This window comes from Planobispora rosea, assembly GCF_014648175.1.
GTDB classification, from domain to species: domain Bacteria; phylum Actinomycetota; class Actinomycetes; order Streptosporangiales; family Streptosporangiaceae; genus Planobispora; species Planobispora rosea.
In genome coordinates this window covers 1-18363 of record NZ_BMQP01000036.1, presented here as the reverse complement: position 1 = coordinate 18363, position 18363 = coordinate 1, and the positions used below count along the sequence as shown (strand labels likewise).

Genomic DNA, 18363 nt, shown 5'->3' with positions numbered 1-18363 from the left:
GCTCGCTCGTCGGCTCACCGCTCCGTACCCACCGGTCGCGCTCGCCTTCTCACTCGCTCCGCTCGCTCGTCGGCTCACCGCTCCGCCACCACCTGGATCGGCATGGTCGGGTCATCGTGATCCTTGATGGTGGTCTCGGCGTCGTCCGCCGGCGGTGGGATCACCTTGCGGGGAGGCTCCCAGCCGTCGCGTTCCAGGGCCTTGACGAACGCGCTGACCATGACCGGGTCGAACTGGGTGCCCGCGCCCTTGCGCAGCTCGGCCGTGGCGACCTCCACCGGGCGGGCGTTGCGGTAGGAGCGGTCGGAGGTCATCGCGTCGAAGGCGTCGGCCACCGCGATGATCCGGGCGAACTCCGGGATCTCGTCCCCGGCCAGCCCCATGGGATAACCCTTGCCGTCGACGCGCTCGTGATGGTGCATGATCCCGGCGAACGCCTCGTCCAGGAAGTCGATGCCGCGGACGATCTCCAGCCCGCGCATCGGGTGCAGCTGGATGGCCGCGAACTCCTCCTCGGTGAGCGGTCCCTCCTTCTGCAGCACCTTGGTCGGCACGCCGAGCTTGCCCACGTCGTGGAGCATCCCGGCGTAGCGGATCGCCCGCAGGCGCTCGGGACCCATCCCGATCTCCTCGGCGATCATGCCGGAGGCCTGGGACACACGGGTGCAGTGGCCCCGCGTGTAGTAGTCCTTGGTCTCCACCGCCTGGCAGAGCGCGGCGATCGTGGCGTCGTAGGAACGCTGCTGCGCGAGGTACTGGCCGAAGGCCCAGCGGGCGACGAACAGCGGGATCAGCACCAGCACCGCGGAGATCGAGCTGACCGTGGCCCAGAGCCCGGCGATCAACAGCCCGAACGTGGCGTACCCCAGGTAGGAGACCATGAACTGGGCCAGCCCGCGCAACGGCACCTGGTCGGCCTGGCCGGTCGCGACGAGGATGACCGCGATCAACGTGAAGTTGAGTGGCACGAACACCGCCGCCGCCCCCGCGAACGGCATGATCAGGGCGTTGAACTCGGCGACGTCCGGGACGTGGGAGGCGCCGCCCAGCCAGTGGTAGACCCCGCCCGCGGCGTAACCGCAGATGGCGAACTGGGAGCCGTTGAACAACCGCTTCACCGGCGAGAGCCCCGGATGCACGCTGAGCACGGCCGTCATCCCGACCAGCGCGGCGCCCTCGGAACCGACGAGGACCACCGCGGCGAGCGCCGCCGAGAAGCTGACCGAGACCGCGGCCTGCCGGACGTTCAGCAGCGTCGGCATCGACTCGCACACCAGGAACAGCAGGGCCAGGACCAGCAGCGTGGACCAGTCCAACGGCGCGAAGCGGCCACTCACCACGCTGTGCCCGAGCAGCCCGAAAGCCGCCCCGATCACGGCGACAAGGTAGACCTTGGCAAACCATGGCAGTCCACGCAAAGCGACCACCTAGAGGGTCTAGAGGGCGGTGCTCATGTCCAGGAGATCCCGGCGTGGACCCGGCCGGCCTTTTCCTTCAGCATGTGCTGCCTCCACGTCGATTTCGTACTCAGGCTACAGAAGCACGCCCGGATCAGGAGGACAGACCTCCAATCGCAAGCAAAGTGTAATCAAGTGAGCACTCCGAGTGCCCCGGGTGGAGCCCCTTCCAGGATCCGAGGACCACCCGGCGGTCTAACGGGAGGACAACCGGGTCCTGGCCCACTCGACCGTCATCTTCAGCCCCGTGGTCAGGTCCGTCCGGGGGCGCCAGCCCAGCGCTTCGAGAGCCGGGGCCGGGTCGACCGCCATCGCGGGCAGGTCGCCCAGGCGCGCGGGAGCGGTGGCCGGCTCGTCGGGCGCTCCCACCGCCTGCGCGATGAGGGTGTGCAGCGCCCGGTCCGTCGTCTCCACTCCGGTGCCCAGGTTGAACCGGCCCCCGCTGCCCACGTCCCCGCAGGCGCGGGCGAAGCCGTCCACCACGTCGTCGACGAAGATGTAGTCGCGGGTCTGCGTGCCCTCGCCGTACACCACGGTGGGGGTGCCGTTGAGCAGCCCGTCGGTGAAGATGGCCACCACCCCGGCCTCGCCCTCGGGCGACTGGCGCGGGCCGTAGACGTTGGAGAGCACGAGCGTGGTGTAGTCGATGCCGTAGAGCGCCTTGAAGGTCGCCAGATAGATCTCCCCGCTCAGCTTCGAGGCGGCGTACGGCGAGCGCGGGTCGGTGGTCGCGTTCCCGGGGACGGGGATGGCCTCGGGCCTGCCGTACACGGCGACGGAGGAGGCGAAGACGACCTTGCGGGCACCGCCGCTCTGGGCGGCGGTCAGGACCGAGGCGGTGCCCTCCACGTTGAGCCGGGCGTCATGGACCGGGTCGGCCACGCTCTTGCGCACGCTGATCTGCGCGGCGAGGTGGCAGACGACCTCGGGCCGCCACTCCGCGGCCAGGCTGATCAGGGCGGGGTCACGGATGTCCAGCTCGTGCAGGGCGAAGCGTGGGCTCCGCGCCGCGGAGGTGAGATTGTCCCGGTTCCCCGAGGACAGATCGTCCACTGCGATGACCTCGTGGCCGTCCTGAAGCAACCGGTCCACCAAGGTGGATCCGATGAATCCGGCTCCTCCGGTGACGAGCACCCGCATGCCGACCCCCCGTTTCTCGTCGCGGCGTTGCGACCGGCGGCCGGGCGGCCGCCGCATGAGGGAGATCCTATGGGTGCGCTCCCCGGATCTCCGCGCAACGCGGGCCGGCCGGGCGATGTCTCACCGAACGTCTCACGGGACGTCTCACGGGACACGGAGCGCGTCGGAGTCAGGTCGCCAGCTCGCCGCGGACCTGGTCGATCCGGTTCAGGATCTTGGCGCGCAGGTCGTCGGGAACCGGGTCGCAGCCGCAGTGTCTGGCCACCAGCTGCTTGACGACCTGCTCCAGGCCGTACTCCTTCAGGCAGGGATTGCACTCGTCCAGGTGGTGCCGGATGTCGACGCAGTTGCCGTCGTCGAGCTCTCCGTCGAGGTAGGCGTAGACCTTGTCCAGGACCTCGCGACAGTCCGTGTCATGGGGGTCTCCACAGCTCATACGATCACCTCGCCCAAGAGCTCGGAGCTCGCCTGCGCGAGCTCGCGGTGCGTGCCGGATCGCCTGCTCACTTCGCATCCTCCGCCGGGATCAGGCCGCGCCCGCGGGCGTAGTCCTCCAGCTGCGCCCGCAGCTGGCGGCGACCGCGGTGGAGCCGCGACATCACGGTCCCGATGGGGGTCCCCATGATCTCCGCGATCTCCTTGTAGGGGAAACCCTCGACGTCGGCGAGGTAGACCGCGATGCGGAACTCCTCCGGGAGCGCGGCGAGCGCGTCCTTGACGTCGCTGTCGGGCAGGTGCTCCAGCGCCTCGATCTCGGCGGACTTCAGCCCGGTCGAGGTGTGCGACTCGGCCCTGGCCAGCTGCCAGTCCTCGATCTCCTCGGTGCCGGCCTGCTTGGGCTCCCGCTGCTTCTTGCGGTAGTTGTTGATGAAAGTGTTGGTCAGGATGCGGTAAAGCCAGGCCTTGAGGTTCGTGCCTTCCTGGAACTGGTGGAAGGACCCGAACGCCTTGGCGAAGGTCTCCTGGAGAAGGTCTTCGGCGTCCGCCGGATTCCGGGTCATCCGGAGTGCGGCGGAGTAGAGCTGCTCGAGATAGGGCATCACATCCCGCTCGAACCGTGCGCTCCGCTGCTCCAGAGTTTCCGTGTCTGTCGCAGGGACCGGACCCACCCCCTTAAGATCTCCGGAGCCCGGCTGACGCGGGACACCGTACAGAGCGGAGGATACCCGCTCGGCGGGGAAGGGCCGATCACCGGGGGGCACGACGGGTTCGATCAACGCGAGCATTCGCTTGCCAACCTCCCGAAAGGATCGTTCGCTGTCCGTTGGCAACACCCCCGGCACCTCGTCTGTTCCCGCAAGATAGAAGGTGACGAACAAACCGGTACGGGGAAAAAGATACGTACCGGCAGGTAGCTACAGACCACCGGAAACCCCGACGCCAGGAGCCGCTTGTGCTGCCCATCCCGGCCGAAGAGCTGAACGGCTCAGGAACACTCGGGCCGTACTGGACCTTTTACCGCGCGGTCGCCGCCGAGCAGCTGAGCCGATGGCTCCCTCAGAGCCCTTCCACCATCCTCGACCTCTCCCGCGGCCAGGGGCACTGGGCCACGCAGGTGGCGCGGGCCGGGCACCGGGTGGTGGAGATGATCGACTTTCGCAAGGCGGTGGACGGCCAGCCGGTCCTGCGGGACGCCGACAGGATCCGCCAGGTCCGCGCGGACGACCTGCGGTTCCTGCCCGACGGCAGCATGGACGCGGTGCTCGCCGAGGACCGGGCGATGTCGCTGGAGCTCATGGCGGAGTCCGCGGTCGCCGACATCGCCAGGGTGTTGCGCCCCGGCGGCCGGGCGCTGCTCTGCGTCGACTCGCTGGTGCTGGGAATGGCGATCCTGGCCGAGCAGAACTACTGGGCCCACCTGCGCCAGACCGGAGAGGTCATGCTCGTGCCGTGGCCCGACGGGAGCATCACCCGCTGCTTCAGCAGCAGCCAGCTCCGCGACCTGCTCACCGAGGCCGGGCTGGAGGTCGAGTGGATCCGGCCCCGTACGGTGCTGTCCCCCTCCACCGTCGACCATGTGCTCGCGACCGACTCCCGCGCGCTGGCCTGGCTGGTCAGCACCGAGCTCGAAGCCCACCCGGACGACAACGACACCGTGGGGATCCACCTGGTGGCCAGCGCCCGCCGGGTCTGAGGCCGGGGTCCCGGGTCCCGTCGTCCCACCGCGGGCGCCCGTCCCGGGGCCGGCCGGTCAGCGCCTGCGCTCCCTCCTGGACTGGCACTCCACGCACCGGGACGCCTCGGGCCGTGCCTCCAGCCTGCCCTCCGGCACCGGCTTGCCGCAGTCCACGCAGAGGCCGTAAAGCCCTTCGTCGAGCCTTTTGAGGGCCTCGACGACCGAGCGGCGGTGCTGGGTGGCCACGTCCAGCATGGCCCGGTTGCGGTCGTTGTCGGTGAGGTCGGACCCGGCGTCGGCGGCCGACCTCTCCCGTTCGGCCGGCGGGTCCCCTCGAAGGACTCCGATGGACCGGTCGAGTTCGAGGAGCATGTTCTGCAGGCGCATACGCGCGGTCGCGTCGTCCACGGCTTGCGCACCTCCGGGATGCAGGGGCGGCCTGTGGCGGGCTCCCCGGACATCCCGCCAGGCACGAAAGGGTGAGTTTTTACCGCGCGGTCCCCGAATGGGCCCTCGCTTTCATCACCGGATGCCCATTTGACGCGGTTTCTACACCGGCTGGAGGGCGTTTTTAGAAGAGTGCTTTACCCCCGCTCCCCTCCGCCAGAGACGCGATCAGCTCCGGTCCGTTGTTACGCACCGAGTTCACCGCCGTGGAGACGGGATACACGGTCAGCCCGGTGGAACCGGCGGGGATCAGGAACTCCTGCGCGTCGGCGACCCCGGGGTCGAGCCAGTCGGCCCACCGGTCGCGTTCGATCAGCATCGGCATCCGGTCGTGCACGGCGCCCGCCTCGTCGACCGCGGAGGTCGTGATGATCGTGCAGGTCACCAGCCACGCCTGCGGGTCGTCCTCGGGCCGGCCGCGGTCGCGCCAGAACTCGTACAGCCCCGCCATCGCCATGATCCCGCCGTCGGCCGGCCGGATGAAGTAGGGCTGCTTCTTCGGCCTGCCCTTGGGGCCCGTCTCCTCCAGCGTGGCCCACTCGAAGTAGCCGTCGGCCGGGAGCAGGCACCTGCGCTCGGCGAACGCCTTGCGGAAGGAGGGCTTCTCCGCCACCGTCTCCACCCGGGCGTTGATCATCTTCGAGCCGATCGAGGGGTCCTTCGCCCAGCCCGGCACCAGTCCCCAGCGCATGACCCGCAGCTGCCGTACCGGCCTGCCCTCGGAGGCGGCTCCGGGACCGTCCTTGGAACCGGTCTTGGGCTCCCTGCTCAGCACCGCGTAGACCGGTTTGGTCGGCGCGATGTTGTAGTCGGGCCTCAGCTCCTCGTCGGCGGCCCCGTCGACCTCGACCTCGAACTCCTCGAGAAGCTCGTGCTTGTCCCGCGCGAACGCGTATCTCCCGCACATGCCTCCACTCTGCCACTTCCGGCACTTGCCGGTCATCGGGTGACCCCGGACCCCGTCCCGGCGCTTTTCCGTCCGGTGGGCAGGGCTCGATAGGCTTCGGGCATGTCCTCGCCGTCCACTCCGCTCTGGCCCGCTCCGGTCGCGACCGGCCCGGTGCGCGCGACCGTTCCCCTGCCCGGCTCGAAGTCGGTGACCAACCGTGCGCTGCTGCTCGCCGCGCTGGCCGACGGCCCCGGCACGGTACGGCTGGCGCTGCGCAGCCGCGACTCCGACCTGATGGCGGACGCCCTGCGCGCGCTCGGCGCCACGATGGTCCCGTCCGGCGAGAGCGCCTCCAGCCTCGACTGGACGATCACCCCGGGACCGGTCACCGCCGGAGCGCACATCGACGTGGGGCTGGCGGGCACCGTCATGCGTTTCGTGCCGCCGATGGCCGCGCTGGCCGACGGCGAGGTCTCCTTCGACGGCGACCCGCACGCGCGCAAGCGCCCGATGGGCGTGATCCTGGGCGCGTTGCGCGCCCTCGGGGCCGAGGTGACGGGCGACGCGCTGCCGTTCACCGTCCGCGGCCCGCTGGCCGGCGGGGAGGTCACGCTCGACGCGTCCGGCTCCTCCCAGTTCCTGTCCGGCCTGCTCCTGGCCGGTGCCCGCTTCCCCAAGGGCGTGACGATCCGGCACGAGGGCCCGCCCGTCCCGTCGCAGCCGCACATCCGGATGACCGTCCAGATGTTGCGGGAGTACGGCGTGCGGGTCGACGACTCCGAACGCGACGTCTGGCGGGTCGAGCCCGGCCCGATCGCGGCCAGGGACTTCACCGTGGAGCCCGACCTGTCCAACGCGGCGCCGTTCCTGTCGGCGGCGATGGTCACCGGCGGCACGGTCGTCATCCCGGGCTGGCCGGACGAGACCACCCAGCCCGGCGACCAGCTCCGGCAGCTGCTGGCGGACATGGGCGCCGCGGTGGAGCGCACACCCGAGGGACTGGCGGTCACCGGTACCGGCCGGATCTCCGGCATCGAGGCCGACCTGCGCGACGTCGCCGAGCTGACCCCGACGATCGCCGCGCTCGCCGCGCTGGCCGACTCCCCCAGCCGGATCAGCGGTGTCGCCCACATCCGGGGGCACGAGACGGACCGGCTGGCCGCGCTGGTCACCGAGATCAACCGCCTCGGCGGCGACGCGAACGAGACCGAGGACGGCCTGGAGATCCGGCCGCGCCCGCTCACCGGCGGGGTGTTCCGCTCCTACGCCGACCACCGCATGGCCACGGCCGGCGCGGTGATCGGTCTGGCCGTGCCCGGGATCGAGGTGGAGGACATCGCGACCACGGGTAAGACCCTCCCGGAGTTCGCCTCGATGTGGGCACGGATGCTGGAGGAGGACCGCTGAGAAAGCGGGAGTACGACGAGGACGACGTCCGGATCCGGCCGGGGAAGGGTTCCCGGCCGCGGACCCGGATCCGTCCCGCGCATGAACAGGCCGTGGAGGGCTTCGTCGTGACCGTCGACCGGGGCCGCTACACCTGCCTGGTCGGCGCCGGGGAGGAGAAGGCGCGCCGCAGGAAGGACCGCGCGGCGGGCCGCCGCATCGTGGTCGCGATGAAGGCGCGGGAGCTGGGCCGCAAGGGAATCGTGGTCGGCGACCGGGTGGCGCTGGTGGGCGACGTGTCCGGCGCGCCCGACACGCTGGCCCGGGTCGTCCGGGTGGAGCCCCGCACCTCGATGCTCCGCCGTTCCGCCGACGACACCGAGGACACCGACGGCATCGAGCGACCCGTGGTCGCCAACGCCGACCAGCTGGTGATCGTCACAGCTCTCGCCGACCCGCCGCCCCGCCCCCGCATGATCGACCGGATGCTGGTGGCGGCCTTCGACGCCGACATCGACACCCTGCTCTGCCTCACCAAGTCCGACCTCGCCCCGCCGGAGGAGCTCGTCGCGCAGTACGCGCCCCTCGGCGTGCCGTACGTCGTGATCCACAAGGGCGGCGATCTCGGTGAGCTGCGGGAGCGGCTGGCGGGCCGGATCAGCGTGCTCGTCGGCCACTCGGGGGTGGGCAAGTCGACCCTGGTGAACGCGCTGGTCCCGGACGCCAACCGGGCCGTCTCCCACGTCAACGCGGTGACCGGCCGGGGCCGTCACACCTCGACCTCGGCGGTGGCCCTGGAGCTTCCGGAGGGCGGCTGGATCATCGATACCCCGGGGGTGCGCAGCTTCGGCCTGGCGCACGTCTCGGTCGAGACCGTCCTGGCCGGGTTCCCCGACCTCGTCGAGGGGACGGTCACCTGCCCCAAGGGCTGCACCCATCTGGGCGAGGAGTGCGCCCTGGACGGCTGGGTCGCCGCCGGCCACGCGGACCCGGCCCGCCTGACCTCCCTGCGCCGTCTCCTCGCCAGTCGCGAGGGCACCGCCGACGACGACCGCCCGGCGGCTCCCTGACCACCCCGGCGCCACCGTACGGCGAGCGGCTTGGGGCGTACGGAGCCGCCCCTACCGGTTGGGGCGCAGGGTCCAGGCGACGGTCATCTCGGAGACCAGGGTGCCGTCGGCGGTCCTGATCTCGACGGCGACGTCGAACTCGGGCCGCCCACCGGCGTCCAGCGTGGCCACGACCTCCTCACGCGACGCCTGGAGGCGGGCCTCGGCGACGACCTCGCCCATCGCGAGCTTCACGTAGCGGATCGCCGCGCTCGCCGCCAGCGGGGTCGCCCGCGACAGCTGGTCGCCGAAGGCGGACAGCATCGCGGCCCCCGAGGCGGACTCGGCCAGGGTGAACAGCGCTCCGGCGTGCGGGCCGCCCACGTGGTTGTGCAGATCGGCGCGGTCGGGCATGCGGCAGATCGCGAAGCCCGGCTCCACCTTGTCGAAGGAGATGTCCAGCGTCCGCGCGAACGGCACGCTCTGCAGCATGAAGGCACCCACGTCAAAGGTCATGACCCGATGCTACTCGCCAGTAACACGCCCTCCAACTGCCATCGATCATTTGTCCGGCCTCCTCCGTCAACAGCGACGACACGAGGTGATCCGCCACTTCCCGCCACTTGGGCCACCGCACTCCTATGACCGGCCACTGACGCGATAGCGTTTCCCCCCGTGACGGGTTACAACGACGACCTGCGCCTCGCGCACGTCATGGCCGACGCCGCCGACGACCTGACCATGCGCCGTTTCAAGGCGGTGGACCTGCGCGTCGAGACCAAACCCGACCTCACCCCGGTGAGCGACGCCGACCGCGCGGTCGAGGAGTCGATCCGGGGCACCCTCCGCCGGGCCCGCCCGCGCGACGCGGTGATCGGCGAGGAGTTCGGCACCACCGGGTACGGCGCGCGCTCCTGGATCGTCGACCCCATCGACGGCACGAAGAACTACGTGCGCGGCGTCCCGATCTGGGCCACGCTCATCGCGCTGATGGAGCACGGCCGCGTCGTCGTCGGGCTGGTCTCCGCCCCCGCCCTGGGCCGCCGCTGGTGGGCCGCCCGCGACAGCGGCGCCTGGACCGGCAAGAGCCTGGCCAGGGCCAGCCGCTGCACCGTCTCCTCCGTCACCCGCCTGGAGGACGCCTCCTTCTCCTACTCCAGCATCGGCGGCTGGGAGGAGAGCGGCCGGCTCGACAACTTCCTCGACCTGAACCGGTCCGTCTGGCGCAGCCGCGCCTACGGGGACTTCTGGTCCCACATGATGGTCGCCGAGGGCGCGGTGGACCTGTCCGCCGAGCCCGAGCTCTCCCCCTGGGACATCGCGGCGCTGACCGTGATCGTCGAGGAGGCCGGCGGCATCTGGACCGACCTGTCCGGCGTCCCCGGCCTCGACGGCGGCAGCCTGGTCTGCAGCAACGGCTCCCTGCACAGCGAGGCCCTCAAGCGCCTGGGCGGCGGCCCGCTGACCCTCCCCGTCTGAACCCGTAGACCGTTCCCGATCCGGTCCCCGTCCGGACCCGCGCCCTGTCCGGGCCCGGCGGATCCCGGTCAGATCGCCTGGACCCGCTCGACGGCGGCCATCAGGCCGTCCCGGTACGCCCGGCCGTACAGGCAGACGTGCACGAGCAGCGGGTGCAGCTGGTGCAGGGGCACCCGCTCGCGCCAGCCCGCGGCCGGCGGTGACTCCTCCTCGTAGGCGGCGAGGATCCGGTCCAGGTGCGGGGCGCCGAACAGCGCGAGCATCGCCAGGTCGGTCTCGCGGTGCCCGCCGTGCGCGGCCGGATCCACCAGTACGGCGCCGCCCGCCGCCCACAGCACGTTCCCGCTCCACAGGTCGCCGTGGATCCGGCTGGGCGGCTCGTCGGGCCCCGACACGTCCGCCAGGCGGGAGCAGATCCCGTCGAGGAGAGCGGCGTCCCGGGCACTGAGCCACCCGCCGTCCCGCGCGCGCCGTACGAAGGGAAGGACGCGGCGGCAGGCGTAGAACGACGGCCAGTCGGCCGTCGGCGTGTCGTCCACAGGAGTGTTGTCCATGGGCAGCTCCGCGATGAACCCGGGCCACGGCGCGCCGAACCCGGCCGCTCCCGCTCCGTGCAGCCGGGCCAGCTCGCGGCCGAATCGCTCGGCGGCCTCGGGGGTGGGGCGGGTGGTCTCCACCCACGAGAGCACGAGCCGCCCGTCCGAGACGTCGATCACCTCCGGCACGGCCACCGCTCCGGCCTCGCCGAGCCAGCGGAGCCCGGCGGCCTCGGAGGCGAACAACCGGCCGCTCCCGCCCGTCTTCACGAAGGCGTGGCGTCCGTCGGGGAGTTCCGCCCGGTGCAGACGCCAGGCGTGCGAGGCACCGAGGTCTTCGACGATCCTCACCGGTCCTCCTGGTCTCTCAGATCCTGTGGGCCCCGTAGGCCCGATGAGGCCCGCGCACCCCCGGCGGGGCACCCTCTGTCACGTTCCATAACGGCAAAGTCCCATGTCGTGACCGTATAGATCATCATGGGACGGTATTCACACGAGCATGCCCACTCTTCCGGCTGCAGTCATGGCTCGTTTCATTTCCGTTCACTTTCGGCCGGTTACATCGGGTTCATCGAGAACGGATCTCACGACGGAGAAGGAACATACCGTGACCACTGGACAGCGCCGCCTCAGCGCGGTTGCGACGGCCGCGCTCGTCGTCTCGCTCGCGGCGGCCTGCGGCGGCGACGCCAAGCCCGGCAGCAGTGACAGCACTTCCTCTGCCGCCGCCACGTCCGGCGAGAGCCAGGCCGCGGGCGGCCAGCTCAGCGGCGAGATCAAGGTTGACGGCTCCAGCACCGTGGCGCCCCTCACCCAGGCCGCGTCCGAGCTGTTCGGCGAGGAGCAGCCGCAGGTGAAGGTCCCGGTCGCCACTTCCGGCACCGGCGGCGGCTTCGAGAAGTTCTGCGCCGGCGAGACCGACATCTCCAACGCCTCCCGCCCGATCAAGGACGAGGAGAAGGCGGCCTGCGAGGCCAAGGGCATCAAGTTCACCGAGCTGACGGTGGCGACCGACGCCCTGACCGTGGTCGTCCCCAAGGAGAACGACTGGGCCACCTGCCTGACCACCGACCAGCTCAAGAAGATGTGGGAGCCGGCGGCCGAGGGCAAGGTCAAGACCTGGAAGGACGTCGACGCCAAGTTCCCCGCCGAGGAGCTCAAGCTCTACGGTCCGGGCACCGACTCCGGCACGTTCGACTACTTCACCGACGAGATCAACGGTGAGGAGGGCGCGAGCCGCAAGGACTACAGCCCCTCCGAGAACGACAACGACATCGTCACCGGCGTCTCGGGCGCCAAGGGCGGCCTGGGCTACTTCGGCTTCACCTACTTCGAGGAGAACGCCGACAAGCTGAAGGCCGTCGAGATCGACTCCGGCAGCGGCTGCGTCGCCCCGAGCGTCGAGGCGGCCCAGGGCGGCAAGTACACCCCGCTCGCCCGCCCGCTGTTCGTCTACGTGTCGGCCACCGCGGCCAAGCGGCCCGAGGTCTCGGCCTTCCTCGACTACTACGCCGGCAACATCGGCGCGATCGCCAAGGACGCGAAGTTCATCCCGCTCAACCCCGAGCAGGAGGCCAAGCTCAAGTCCGACATCACGACCCTGAAGAGCCAGGGCTGATGTCGGCACAGCACCTCAAGACCGCGTCAGGGGCCTCCCGGTCCCTGGCGCGGTCGCGCCCGCGTTACGGCGAAGTCCTCGTCAAGGCCGTCCTCATGCTGGCGGCCCTGGTGTCGGTGGCGACCACCGTCGGCATCGTGTTCGCCCTCCTGGAACCGACCATCGAGTTCTTCGGCGAGGTCAGCCTCGGCGAGTTCTTCGGATCCACCACCTGGGGACCGCTGTTCAACCCGCCGGCCTTCGGTGTGTGGCCGATCATCGTGGCGACCCTGGAGATCACGCTGATCGCGATCGTGGTCGCCGTCCCGCTCGGCCTGGCCGCCGCGATCTACCTGTCGGAGTACGCCACCCCGCGCGTCCGCAAGATCTTCAAGCCGGTGCTGGAGGTCCTGGCCGGCGTCCCCACCGTGGTCTTCGGCTTCTTCGCGCTGACCTTCGTCACCCCGCTGCTGCGGGACGTGTTCCCGTTCCTGGAGCTGGAGGCCAAGAACGGGCTCGGCGCCGGTCTCCTGGTCGGAGTGATGATCATCCCGATCGTCGCGTCGCTCTCGGAGGACTCGATGGCCGCGGTCCCGAACGGCCTGCGCGAGGGCTCCTACGCGCTCGGTGCCTCCAAGATGCTCACCTCGGTCCGGGTCGTCGTGCCCGCCGCGTTCTCCGGCATCGTCGCCGCGATCATCCTGGCGATCTCCCGGGCCGCCGGCGAGACGATGATCGTCGCGATCGCGGGCGGCTTCAAGTCCGTGTTCACGCTCTACCCCGGTGACGAGATGTCCACCATGGCGGCGTTCATCGCCCAGGCCGGCTCCGGCGACGCGTCGGTCGGCTCGATCGCCTACAAGACCATCTTCGCGGTGGGCTCGCTGCTGTTCATCATGACCTTCGCCATGAACTACGTCAGTGCCCGCATGGTCCAGAAGTATCGCGAGGTCTACGACTGATGGCCGTCCTGTCCACGCCCAAGTCCGCCGTACAGCTGGCGAGCAAGGGGCGTCCGCTCAAGGAACACCTGTTCCGCATCGCGCTGCTGGCCAGCCTGGCGATCGCGCTCGTCTTCCTCGCCATGCTGATCGTCTACGTGGTCCAGGAGGGCTGGCCCCGGCTCGACGCGACGCTCTGGGAGAACCAGCCCTCGATCCGCCGCCCGGAGACCGCCGGCATCCAGTCCGGCATCTTCGGCACCCTCTGGATCATCGGCCTGACCGCGCTGATGGCGCTGCCCACCGGAATCCTGGCCGCGATCTACCTTGAGGAGTACGCGGACAAGAGCAAGTGGTACAACCGCCTGATCGAGCTGAACATCTCCAACCTCGCCGCGGTGCCCTCAATCGTCTACGGCATCCTCGGCCTGGGCATCATCGCCCGCTGGATGCAGTTCGGCTTCACCATCATGACCGGCGCGATCACCGTCTCGCTGCTCGTGCTGCCCATCGTGATCATCTCCGCACGCGAGGCCATCCGCGCGGTGCCGCCGTCGATCCGCGAGGGATCCCTGGCGCTGGGCGCGACCCAGTGGCAGACGATCTACCGGCAGGTGCTCCCCGCCTCCGTCCCCGGCATCGCGACCGGCTCGATCCTGGCGCTCTCCCGGGCGATCGGCGAGGCCGCGCCGTTCCTGATGCTGGGCGCGGCGACCCTCGTCCGGTTCAACCCCGAGGGCGTCTGGAGCAGCTTCAGCGTGCTGCCGATCCAGATCTACAGCTTCATCACCCGCCCGCAAGCGGAGTTCTCCGTCCTGGCCGCCGCCGCGATCGTGATCCTGCTCGCGATCCTGCTGCTGATGAACTCCGTGGCCATCTGGCTCCGTAACCGCTACCAGAAGCGCTGGTAAGGAACGCAATGAACGACCCCCGTACCCCCATTCCGGCTTCTGGGATCGCCCAGATTGGAGTCTCCGTGCCGAATGTGTCCGTGCGCGGCCCCGAGGTCCCCCGCACCATCGAAGCCCTGGACCCCGTCTTCACCGTCTCCGGGCTCAGCGTCTTCTACGGCGACTACGAGGCCGTGCGCGGGGTCGACATGACCATCGGCAACCGCGAGATCACCGCCATGATCGGCCCGTCAGGCTGCGGCAAGAGCACCGTGCTGCGCTGCTTCAACCGGATGAACGACCTCATCCCCGGCGCGCGTGCGGCCGGCAAGATCCTGTACCACAACGAGGACCTGTACGGTGACCACGTCGACCCGATCGAGGTCCGCCGCCGGATCGGCATGGTATTCCAGAAGCCCAACCCCTTCCCCAAGTCGATCTACGACAACATCGCGTACGGCCCCCGGGTCAACGGCGTGAAGGGGAAGATGGACGACATCGTCGAGGAGGCGCTCACCAAGGCCGCCCTCTGGGACGAGGTCAAGGACAAGATCAAGCAGAACGCCCTGTCCCTGTCCGGCGGTCAGCAGCAGCGTCTGTGCATCGCCCGGGCGATCGCGGTGAAGCCCGACGTGATCCTGATGGACGAGCCCTGCTCGGCCCTGGACCCGATCGCGACCACCAAGATCGAGGACCTGATGCAGGAGCTGTCGCGCGACTACACGATCGTCATCGTCACGCACAACATGCAGCAGGCCGCCCGCGTCTCCGACCGCACCGCCTTCTTCACCGCCGAGGTGGACGCCGAGGGCGTGCGGCACGGCCGCCTGGTGGAGTTCGACGAGACCAGCCGCATCTTCACCAACCCCAGCGACAAGCGGACCGAGGACTACATCACCGGTCGTTTCGGCTGAAGCCGGGGTGCTGCTTACCTGCTCGTCATCGTAAGCCACACAATTTCATCCCTACTTGGAGGATCCGGGTGATCCAGCCGCAGACGGCACCCGAAGTGGACGGGGACACACGGACAGCGCCCATGCTGCTGGTGGCCGATCCGGAATCGGCCCTGGTCGAGGAGCTCTCCGTAGTCCTCCAACGAGAGGGGGTCGAGGTGCTGGGCGTCGCCGACGGCGCCCAGGCCCTTTTGCAGGCCGGGGCACTCCGGCCCGACGTCGTGCTCGTCAGCGCGACACTGCCGGTCATCGGCGCGGTGGAGTTCATCCGCGCCGTACGGCGGACGCGGGTGATCCCCGTCCTGCTCGGTGTGGGCGAGGGGCACGCCGAGGAGGCCGTGCAGGCGCTCGCGGCCGGAGCCACCGCGTGCGTGGCGCGGCCGTACCGGGTGCCCGAGCTCCTCCCCCTCGTGCAGGCCGCGATCGAGGGCGACTCGGGGATCCGCCGCACGCTCCTGGTCGGCAACGTGGAGCTCGACGTCAACGCCTACCAGGTGAAGGTGGACGGCAGGATCGTCCACCTTCCGCTGCGTGAGTTCGAACTCCTCCACTACCTGATGCGCAACGCGCACCGTACGGTCACCCGCGAGCAGATCATGCGGCACGTGTGGAACTCCACCGACACCACCTCGACCAACACGATCGCGGTGCACGTCAAGCGGTTGCGCGCCCGGCTCGGAGACACCGACGACCGTCTCATCCAGACCGTGCGCGGCGTGGGTTACCGCATGGTCGACCGCCCCTGACGGGCATCGGCTCCCATCCACGAGCCGGACACATGCCGGCGGCCCTTCCTCCCGCCGGCATGCCCGGAGTGACGCGAGCCCCCTGACGGCCCAGCCCGGTGCCGTGACAGCCGGCCCCAGGACACGGCCCATGCCATGGCGACCGGCCCTGGGACAGCCGACCCGTGCCATGACAGTCGACTTCGTGACGGCAGACCCCGTGATCTGCGGGCACGACACGTGTGACACGCCCGTGTGACGCGCTGACATAGCGCACAGCAGTCCACTTCACGCTATATGTCTGATGCGCTCAAGATGCCAGACACGTTCGGTATATGCGTCGCATCCGGCAAAAACGATCTCCTTTCCAGGGTTGCGAAAGGGCCGAATGATATCCCTCGGGGAAAGCAACGGACTTCCCGAGATGAATGCGACTTCACCGCCAAAGAAGCGCCATGAGCCTTTGACCGAAACGTGGCGCGACGGCGTTGAATCGATGCCTCCGGTGCGAGATTGTTATTCGCGACAACGAGCAGTCAGCCGGTTACGGCTCACAGCAGGAGTCTCCAGAAGTTCCCCGTTTCGTTTCCATGGAGGAAGCATCATGTTCCGTCGTATTCTCACCGGTGCAGCCATCGTCGGCTTCCTGGGCGCGGCCGGCATGGCCGCCGCCACCGCCGCCTCCGCCGACGACTGGCACAAGCCCAGCACCACCTACGTCGTCGACGACAGCAACCACAACGAGATCCTGAACGACCTCATCGACCTCGCGCTCCTGGGCATCATCGAGAACGAGGACTGAGACGTCTTCAGCACTGCGATGACGGGCGCTCGCTTCCGCGGGCCGAGTGCCGCAGTCAGGGGATAGTTCACCGCCACCCCTTCCCCGCCGGCGGGGAGGCGCGACGGCGTGGACCGTTCCTTAAGCAATGAGGAAGCCCCCGGCGTGAAGTCGTTTGGCCGACGACTGACACGCCGGGGGCTTTCGCTTTGCCTGATGTCACCGGATTTCACCGGGTGCCGCCGGACGGAGAGCGTCCCGGTTTTTTCGTTTCAGCGGGCGTCATCCATCAGCCGGAAAACGGCCTCGTCATCACAATCGGCCCAGAATTCCCCGACGACGTCCTCCAGGTGGTCCAGGGATTCGGCCCTGAACAACACGTCCTGATATTTCGTGATGTCGTAGTGCGTAGTGCCCATCGCGACGAGATCCAGCGGGCGGATGTCCATCCCCCGGAACTCCTCGATCTCTCCGTAGGACGACAGGATGCCGGCGCCGTACGCCCGCAGCTCGCCCTGGTCGGTCATCACGCCGAACTCGAGGGTGAACCAGAAGATCTTGGAGATGAACTCCAGCGCCTGCTCGCTCTCCACCCGTCGCGCCGCACTCCCCGCCAGCCGGTAAAGCCGCGCGTACCGGTCCGACGCAAGCGCGTTGGCGTGCCCGATCACCTCGTGGATCACGTCCGGCTCGGGCGTGTAGAGCGGCGTGGAGTGGTGCCGGATGTACTGCGTGGAATGGAAGAAGCCGTCCGCCAGCACCCCGTAGAAATCGCGGAGAGGCACCAGGCCCGCCGCCGGGAGATAACGGAAGCCTGTCAGCGGCTCCAGCAGGTCACCGACCTCCTGCAGCTGCGGGATGCGCTCACCGGGCAGCCCCAGCCGATCGGTCGCGTCCTGGTACTCCACGGTCGCGTACTTACGATGCTTGATCGCCAGCTCCCGGCTGACGATGCGCCACACCTCGTGCTCCTGCTCGGTGTAGTCAACCGTCGGCACCGGCGTGCCGGGGACGTATCCGACCGCGAGCGCGGCGATGGCATTGCGGCGCGCCCGGTAGACCGGATCGGCGAAACCGGGGTGGCTCGCGGCGAGCTCGACCTCGACCGTGCCGTCGTCACGGGTCGCCACCGGTGCGAAGTACTGTGCTTCCTCGAACATGTATGAAATGACAGCAATTCCTGGATTCGTTGACAAGAGTGAGCAGTCTGAGTGAACGAATCGTCCAGGATCGAGCGGTTGATGCCATGAATCACTGGTCATATCGCACAATGGAACGGCAAGGTACTAGTCTGATGCCGTGGCCATCGATGAGCTGGACAGTCGCCTTCTCGTGACCATGCGCGCCAACCCGCGCATCGGTCTCACCGAGCTCGCCCGCCTCCTGGGCGTGGCGCGGGGCACCGTACAGGCTCGCGTGGAGAAGCTCACCGCACGTGGCGTCATCGCCGACTTCGGTCCGTCGATCTCCCCCGAAGCCGTCGGTTACCCCATCCTGGCCTTCGTCTCCCTGCAGATCGCCCAGGGACGCCTCGCGGAGGCCGTACAGGCGCTGAACACGGTCCCGGAGATCCTTGAGGTGTACGGCACCAGCGGCCAGGCCGACCTGCTCTGCAGGGTGGTCGCCCGCAGCACCCCCGAGCTACAGGAGATCATCGCCCGAATCCTGGCCTCGCCGGCCGTCCAGCGGACCGACACCACGATCGCCCTGTCCGTCCAGATTCCCTTCCGAGTCGAACCGTTGCTCACCGCCGCTCCGCAGCGCTGACAAGGTCGTCCCCCGCCTGAAGTGTCCCGCATCGCCTGCGGGGAGTCCGGAGGGGCCTGCGAGGAAGTCCGGAGGGAGACGGCTCCAGGAACTCCCGGCGCGCAGCGAGCAAAGCCCTGTAAACGCGAAAAGGCCCCCGCAACGCGGGGGCCTCTTTCAAACGATTGTCCGGCGGCGACCTACTCTCCCACACCCTCCCGAGTGCAGTAC

The 18363-nt window shown here is 69.3% G+C and carries 20 protein-coding genes; 11 read left to right on the top strand and 9 right to left on the bottom strand.

Annotation, left to right across the window (positions count from 1 at the left end; all coding sequences use genetic code 11):
- Positions 1-74: 74 nt before the first annotated feature.
- From IEZ08_RS28735 to IEZ08_RS28720, 4 genes are all read right to left on the bottom strand, one after another.
- Positions 75-1418, bottom strand: a complete 1344-nt coding sequence (locus IEZ08_RS28735; RefSeq protein WP_068926850.1) for an HD-GYP domain-containing protein — start codon at positions 1416-1418, stop codon at positions 75-77.
- A gap of 234 nt (positions 1419-1652) precedes the next feature.
- Positions 1653-2654, bottom strand: coding sequence for an NAD-dependent epimerase/dehydratase family protein (locus IEZ08_RS28730; RefSeq protein WP_307815525.1), 1002 nt, complete (start codon positions 2652-2654; stop codon positions 1653-1655).
- A 112-nt stretch (positions 2655-2766) separates the two neighbouring features.
- Positions 2767-3033: a mycothiol system anti-sigma-R factor gene (gene rsrA / locus IEZ08_RS28725; RefSeq protein ID WP_068926852.1), complete on the bottom strand. Its 267-nt coding sequence runs from the start codon at positions 3031-3033 to the stop codon at positions 2767-2769.
- A gap of 67 nt (positions 3034-3100) precedes the next feature.
- Positions 3101-3637, bottom strand: a complete 537-nt coding sequence (locus tag IEZ08_RS28720; RefSeq protein WP_068926854.1) for a sigma-70 family RNA polymerase sigma factor — start codon at positions 3635-3637, stop codon at positions 3101-3103.
- 353 nt (positions 3638-3990) lie between these two features.
- Here IEZ08_RS28720 and IEZ08_RS28715 point away from each other — a divergent pair, with 353 nt between their 5' ends.
- Entirely contained in the window at positions 3991-4731 is a 741-nt protein-coding gene (locus IEZ08_RS28715) for a class I SAM-dependent methyltransferase (RefSeq protein WP_068926856.1), read from the top strand.
- 57 nt (positions 4732-4788) lie between these two features.
- On the opposite strand, the gene IEZ08_RS28710 is transcribed toward IEZ08_RS28715, so the two are convergent.
- Positions 4789-5121 (bottom strand): TraR/DksA family transcriptional regulator, encoded by a 333-nt coding sequence (locus tag IEZ08_RS28710; protein WP_068926858.1) that lies wholly within the window; start codon positions 5119-5121, stop codon positions 4789-4791.
- A gap of 163 nt (positions 5122-5284) precedes the next feature.
- A complete protein-coding gene (locus IEZ08_RS28705) occupies positions 5285-6067 on the bottom strand; it encodes an SOS response-associated peptidase (RefSeq protein WP_068926860.1) in 783 nt (260 codons plus the stop codon).
- Between the two features lie 102 nt (positions 6068-6169).
- Here IEZ08_RS28705 and aroA point away from each other — a divergent pair, with 102 nt between their 5' ends.
- Together aroA and rsgA are read left to right on the top strand one after the other, a co-directional pair.
- A complete protein-coding gene (gene aroA, locus IEZ08_RS28700; RefSeq protein WP_189243362.1) occupies positions 6170-7456 on the top strand; it encodes a 3-phosphoshikimate 1-carboxyvinyltransferase in 1287 nt (428 codons plus the stop codon).
- On the top strand, positions 7426-8505 hold the full coding sequence (rsgA, locus tag IEZ08_RS28695) for a ribosome small subunit-dependent GTPase A (protein WP_373294386.1): 1080 nt from the start codon (positions 7426-7428) through the stop codon (positions 8503-8505). The genes aroA and rsgA overlap by 31 nt, the downstream gene beginning before the upstream one ends.
- 51 nt (positions 8506-8556) lie before the next feature.
- Here rsgA and IEZ08_RS28690 read toward each other — a convergent pair whose 3' ends face one another.
- Positions 8557-9000, bottom strand: coding sequence for a DUF4442 domain-containing protein (locus tag IEZ08_RS28690; RefSeq protein ID WP_068926864.1), 444 nt, complete (start codon positions 8998-9000; stop codon positions 8557-8559).
- Between the two features lie 159 nt (positions 9001-9159).
- Between IEZ08_RS28690 and hisN the strand changes: the two genes are divergently transcribed.
- Positions 9160-9963, top strand: a complete 804-nt coding sequence (gene hisN, locus IEZ08_RS28685; protein ID WP_189243361.1) for a histidinol-phosphatase — start codon at positions 9160-9162, stop codon at positions 9961-9963.
- A gap of 68 nt (positions 9964-10031) precedes the next feature.
- Here the strand turns inward: hisN and IEZ08_RS28680 are convergent, their stop codons facing one another.
- Complete coding sequence (locus tag IEZ08_RS28680) at positions 10032-10850, bottom strand: fructosamine kinase family protein (RefSeq protein WP_068926866.1); 819 nt, start codon at positions 10848-10850, stop codon at positions 10032-10034.
- A 256-nt stretch (positions 10851-11106) separates the two neighbouring features.
- On the opposite strand from IEZ08_RS28680, the gene IEZ08_RS28675 reads away from it, so the two are divergent.
- The 6 genes from IEZ08_RS28675 to IEZ08_RS28650 all read left to right on the top strand — a co-directional run bounded on the left by IEZ08_RS28675 (position 11107) and on the right by IEZ08_RS28650 (position 16407).
- Positions 11107-12117, top strand: a complete 1011-nt coding sequence (locus IEZ08_RS28675) for a PstS family phosphate ABC transporter substrate-binding protein (protein WP_068926868.1) — start codon at positions 11107-11109, stop codon at positions 12115-12117.
- A complete protein-coding gene (gene pstC, locus IEZ08_RS28670) occupies positions 12117-13058 on the top strand; it encodes a phosphate ABC transporter permease subunit PstC (RefSeq protein WP_068926870.1) in 942 nt (313 codons plus the stop codon). The genes IEZ08_RS28675 and pstC overlap by 1 nt, the downstream gene beginning before the upstream one ends.
- Positions 13058-13948, top strand: a complete 891-nt coding sequence (gene pstA / locus IEZ08_RS28665) for a phosphate ABC transporter permease PstA (RefSeq protein ID WP_068926873.1) — start codon at positions 13058-13060, stop codon at positions 13946-13948. The genes pstC and pstA overlap by 1 nt, the downstream gene beginning before the upstream one ends.
- A gap of 8 nt (positions 13949-13956) precedes the next feature.
- A complete protein-coding gene (pstB, locus tag IEZ08_RS28660) occupies positions 13957-14841 on the top strand; it encodes a phosphate ABC transporter ATP-binding protein PstB (RefSeq protein ID WP_068926876.1) in 885 nt (294 codons plus the stop codon).
- A gap of 68 nt (positions 14842-14909) precedes the next feature.
- Positions 14910-15626: a response regulator transcription factor gene (locus IEZ08_RS28655; protein ID WP_068926878.1), complete on the top strand. Its 717-nt coding sequence runs from the start codon at positions 14910-14912 to the stop codon at positions 15624-15626.
- A gap of 583 nt (positions 15627-16209) precedes the next feature.
- Positions 16210-16407, top strand: coding sequence for a hypothetical protein (locus tag IEZ08_RS28650; RefSeq protein WP_068926880.1), 198 nt, complete (start codon positions 16210-16212; stop codon positions 16405-16407).
- Positions 16408-16658: 251 nt separating this feature from the next.
- Here the strand turns inward: IEZ08_RS28650 and IEZ08_RS28645 are convergent, their stop codons facing one another.
- A complete protein-coding gene (locus IEZ08_RS28645) occupies positions 16659-17546 on the bottom strand; it encodes a phenylalanine 4-monooxygenase (RefSeq protein ID WP_189243360.1) in 888 nt (295 codons plus the stop codon).
- A gap of 139 nt (positions 17547-17685) precedes the next feature.
- On the opposite strand from IEZ08_RS28645, the gene IEZ08_RS28640 reads away from it, so the two are divergent.
- Complete coding sequence (locus IEZ08_RS28640) at positions 17686-18153, top strand: Lrp/AsnC family transcriptional regulator (protein WP_068926884.1); 468 nt, start codon at positions 17686-17688, stop codon at positions 18151-18153.
- The last annotated feature ends 210 nt before the right edge of the window (positions 18154-18363 follow it).